This window comes from Hansschlegelia beijingensis (assembly GCF_045505405.1).
Classification (GTDB): Bacteria; Pseudomonadota; Alphaproteobacteria; order Rhizobiales; family Methylopilaceae; genus Methylopila; species Methylopila beijingensis_A.
The window spans coordinates 1-4320 of record NZ_JBJKEX010000261.1 but is presented as its reverse complement, the minus strand read 5'-3'; the positions used below and the strand labels follow the sequence as shown (position 1 = coordinate 4320).

3 protein-coding genes and 2 pseudogenes are annotated in these 4320 nt (G+C 68.1%); 4 read left to right on the top strand and 1 reads right to left on the bottom strand.

Annotation, left to right across the window (positions count from 1 at the left end; all coding sequences use genetic code 11):
* A pseudogene (locus ACIKT0_RS13820) lies at positions 1-263 on the top strand (GTPase HflX); the annotation flags it as partial.
* A gap of 61 nt (positions 264-324) precedes the next feature.
* Here the strand turns inward: ACIKT0_RS13820 and ACIKT0_RS13815 are convergent.
* Positions 325-684 carry a hypothetical protein gene (locus ACIKT0_RS13815; protein ID WP_407105903.1) on the bottom strand — a complete coding sequence of 120 codons (360 nt, stop codon included), beginning with the start codon at positions 682-684 and terminating at the stop codon, positions 325-327.
* 612 nt (positions 685-1296) lie between these two features.
* On the opposite strand from ACIKT0_RS13815, the gene ACIKT0_RS13810 reads away from it, so the two are divergent.
* The 3 genes and pseudogenes from ACIKT0_RS13810 to ACIKT0_RS13800 all read left to right on the top strand — a co-directional run.
* A complete protein-coding gene (locus tag ACIKT0_RS13810) occupies positions 1297-2451 on the top strand; it encodes an acyltransferase family protein (RefSeq protein WP_407105902.1) in 1155 nt (384 codons plus the stop codon).
* Positions 2448-4040: an FAD-dependent oxidoreductase gene (locus tag ACIKT0_RS13805; RefSeq protein ID WP_407105901.1), complete on the top strand. Its 1593-nt coding sequence runs from the start codon at positions 2448-2450 to the stop codon at positions 4038-4040. Before ACIKT0_RS13810 ends, ACIKT0_RS13805 begins: the two co-directional genes overlap by 4 nt.
* An 11-nt stretch (positions 4041-4051) precedes the next feature.
* A pseudogene (locus ACIKT0_RS13800) lies at positions 4052-4320 on the top strand (hypothetical protein); the annotation flags it as partial.

Sequence of the window (4320 nt, the reverse complement as noted above, 5' to 3'; positions counted from 1 at the left end):
GGCCGGTTCTGGTCTCGGCGCTGACCGGGGAGGGCGAGGACGCCCTGCTCGCCGCGGTCGAGGAGCGGCTGTCGGCGCGGCGCGAGACTGTGGTGGTGACGATCCCGGCCGACGACGGCGCGGGCGAGAACTGGCTGCACCGGCACGGCGACGTGATGGACCGCAAGATCGCCGAGGACGGCGCGGTGCAGGTGACGGTGCGCATCGAGGCGGGGCGGGTGGACGGCGTGCGTCGCCGCTTCGACTCCGTCAGCGCGGTCTAGCAACGTTCAAGTCAGAGGCGGCCCCGAGCGGCGCCGCCTCTGACTCAGGTCGCGCGGACGATCAACGCGGCGTCCACGTCTCCGTGCCGACCTGCTTGCCCCCGGCGTAGGTCCAGTAACCTTCGACCTTGCCGCCCTTTTCGACGCTGTAGATCGCGATGCCGGTGTTCGAGCCGGACTTGTAGCCGACCGCGAGACCTTCCGGGCCCCCGATGCCGGTTCCGACGAACTTGTCCGGTCCGATGGTCCAGACCACCTGATAGGTCGCGTCGCCGGTCTGTTTCACCGTGACCACGCCCTCATACGAGCCCTCGCCCCCGGGGCTCCCGCCCTTGACGTCGTACCGTGCGGCGAAATCCGCCGCGAACGCCGAGCTCGCCATAAGGCAGGCGAGAACGCTCGCCGCCACTAAACTGCGCATGACTGTGTTTCCCCCGAAACCCGCCGTCCTGGCGGGCCCGCGACGGTAATGCGCCGGCTTGGATTCAGGCAAGCGCAGATCGCTGAGCTTTGACGAGAAACGCCCCGCCGGCGGGGGGCCAACGGGGCGTTTCATGGACGTCGATGATCCAGGTTCTCACGGGTGTGGGCCGGCCCTCGAAGAGGTGTCTCGGCTGTTAATGAACCTGTGCGTCGTCAATCAATTCCGAAGTATTCGCCTTCCGCAATCCATGCGTCGTCCGCCGTTCCGATCCATCAGCAGTCGCCTGCAAGATCAACCAAGGCGCGCACTTCGGCAAGTCAGCTAAATTGTGGTTGTTCCGCTCAGTCCCGCGTTCCGGATACGCAGCGTAGCGGTCAGTCTACACGCTTCGGCGGAGTCATTTTTCTAGACCTCCGGTGTCTGTGTTGACGAGATCAGGATGCGCCCGTCCGATCCTGTCGTCAACCCGTCATCGAATCGGTTTTCGCTTTACGGCCGCGAGTCCGCGACGGCGCCAACATCCTCTAAACCTTCGCCGCGTAGGGTGGCTTCCGAAACCCGACGCGCAGCCTTCGGCTGGCGCGGTCGGAGATGCGCCGAGGCCGCGCCATGACGACTGCTGCGGGACGAACTCTCCACGCCGGCGCGTTGCTTCCAGAACTGATCGCCGTACGCGGGATCGCCGCCGTGGCGATCGTGTGCGCCCATGCGCTCTCGATGGCCATGCGCGGCCATGGCGGCGTGCCGCCCTCGGTCGAGTACGCCCGGCTCATCGTCGACTTCTTCTTCATCCAGAGCGGCTTCGTGCTCGCCCATGTCTATGACCGTCCGTGGCGGGAAGGGCGGTTCCACTACCTCACCTTCCTGGGCAAGCGGCTGGCGCGGCTCTGGCCGCTGCATGTGGTGACGCTGCTCGTGGTGGCGGCGCTCGTGCTCGCCGGCCGCGCGGCCGGTCTCGAGACCGAGAACCCGCACACGCTGTGGAGCTTCGCCGTCACCTTCCTGATGCTGCACTCGACATGGGCGACGAGCGACCTTGCCTGGAACTGGCCGTCCTGGTCGGTGAGCGCCGAATGGTGCGCCTATCTGGCGATCCCGCTGTTCTTTCTGGCGGCCGACCGCGTGCGCGGGTCGACGGCGCGGATCGCGGTCGCGCTCGGCCTGTTCGTGGCCTGCGCGGCCTTCTCGGAACTGGTCCTCGGGGCGGACATCGTCACGCTCACCTATGACGGCGGCGCCTTCCGGATCATTCCGTCCTTCTTCGCCGGCATGCTGCTCAGGCGGATGTTCGACGACGAGCCCGCGCTGCTCGCGATGAGCCCGCGCGGCTACGCGGCGACCGTCGGCGGGGTGCTGGCGGCCTGCGCCGCGCTGATCGCGATGAACGCGACGTATGACGCGCTGTGGCCGCTGATGGTCGTGCTGACCGCGGCGCTCGCCTCACGGGCCGCCCAGCCCAAGCCCGGCCTGTTGCGGGGACGGGCGCTGGCCTGGCTCGGCGAGCTCTCCTATGCGATCTACATGACCCACGCGATCGTGCTGCAGGTCACGTTCACGGGCGCAAAACTCCTGGGGATCGGTCATACGCTCCCGCAGCGGGCGGCGCTCGGATTCGCCGCGCTGATCGCCACGGCGGTCGTGGCGCAGGCGGCTTACTCTCTCGTCGAGAAGCCCGGGCGGGGCCTGATGGCGCGCCTGCTTTCGCAACCCCGGCCCGCCCGCGCGTTCACCGCGGCGGCCGATCGCTCCGGTGCCGGAAGATGATCGCAGACCTCAGATCGGGAGCCGCGCCGGCCGAGATCTCGGGCGACGTCTGCGTGGTGGGAACCGGCCCCGCCGGCATTACGCTCGCTCTGGAGCTCGCCCGGAACGGCAAGACGGTCGTGCTGCTGGAAGGCGGCGGACCGATCTACGAGGAAGAATCGCAGGACCTCTACCGCGGCGCGGTCACCGGCCACGACCATATCGACGTCGCGAACTCCCGGCTTCGGCAGTTCGGCGGCACGTCCGGCCACTGGACCGGCCTTTGCGCCCCGCTCGACCCGCTGGACTTCGAGAAGCGCGCCGACATGCCGACCCATGGCTGGCCGGTGACGCGCGAGGAACTGAACCCGTTCTACGCCCGCGCTCAGGACTACCTCGACCTCGGCCCGTTCAAATACGAGCTCTCCGACTGGAGCGCCGTGCTGCCGCACAAGGCGCTGCCGCTCGATCCGGCCAGGGTGTTCACCGACGTCTACCAGGAAAGCCCGCCGACCCGGTTCGCCGAGAAGTTCTACGACAGGATCGCGAACGAACCGCGCATTCAGTGCTGGATGCACGCCAGCCTGACCGACGTGACGCTGCAGGACGGCTCGGACGTCGTCCAGTCCGTCACCGCCCGCACGCTGGACGGCCGCCAGACGACCGTGAAGGCCAGAACCTATGTGATCGCCTGCGGCGGGCTGGAGAACGCCCGCATCCTGCTGAACTGCCGCAAGCAGCGGCCGGCGGGGCTCGGCAACGAGCACGATCTCGTGGGGCGCTACTACACCGATCACATGACGATCGAGACCACCACGGTCATGTTCAACGAGGGCGTCGACACCTCGCTCTACGCGACCGACATGGAGGCCGCCGGGACCAAGCTGCTGATCGGCCTGAAGCTCAATCCGGACCTGATCAAGTCCATGGGGCTCAACAACAATTCCGCGTTCCTCGTGCCGCAGTACGACAGGGAGGTCTACAATGACGACTTCCGCGACTACGGCTGGATCGCGTTCTCCACGATGCTGAAGACGTTCAGCCGCGGGCATGTGCCGGACCGCTTCGCGGAGCGCTACTGCGACATGACGGACGATCTCGGCCAGGTCGCGACGGGCGTGTATCGCCACGCCGTGCGCAGCTTCATGCCGCCCGTGCAGCCGGCCCGCGTCTACAAGCTGAGGCAGGACGCCGAGCAGTCGCCGAACCCCGACAGCCGGGTGACGCTGATCACCGACAAGGACCCGCTCGGCTTCAACCGCATCGCGCTCGACTGGCGGGTGACGGTGGACGACCTCCTGAAGCTCCGCCGCACCCATCAGGTGATCGGGGCGGCGATCGGCGCGGCCGGCCTCGGGCGGATGCGGCTCGGCATCGGCGAGAAGCCGGACCTCGAGATCGCCTATTCGGCCTACCACCACATGGGCACCACCCGCATGCACGATGATCCCCGGCAGGGCGTGGTCGACCGCGACTGCCGGGTGCACTCGGTGGCCAATCTCTACATGGCCGGCAGTTCGACCTTCACCACAGGCGGCTGCGCCAATCCGACCCTCACCGTCGTGACGCTCGCGATCCGGCTCGCCGAGCATCTCGCGGTCGCGGCTTAAGGGAGGCTCGCATGGGCAAACTCACCCGACGCGCGCTGCTCGGCTCCGCCGGCGTCGTGGCCCTTGGGGCGCTCGCCTATGGCGGCAGCCGCGTGGCCTGCCGCTACGTGCCGCGCAACCATCCGGATTTCTTCTCGCTGCTCGACATGGTGCCGGACGAGCCGGCGGTGAGGCGGCTCGGCCGCAGCGCGTTCGCAGCCGGAGGCCTCGCGAGCGACCTCCGATGCGGTCCTGCAGCTCCGTCATCTCGTCGGCGGTCTCGTCGGAGTAGTTCATGGCG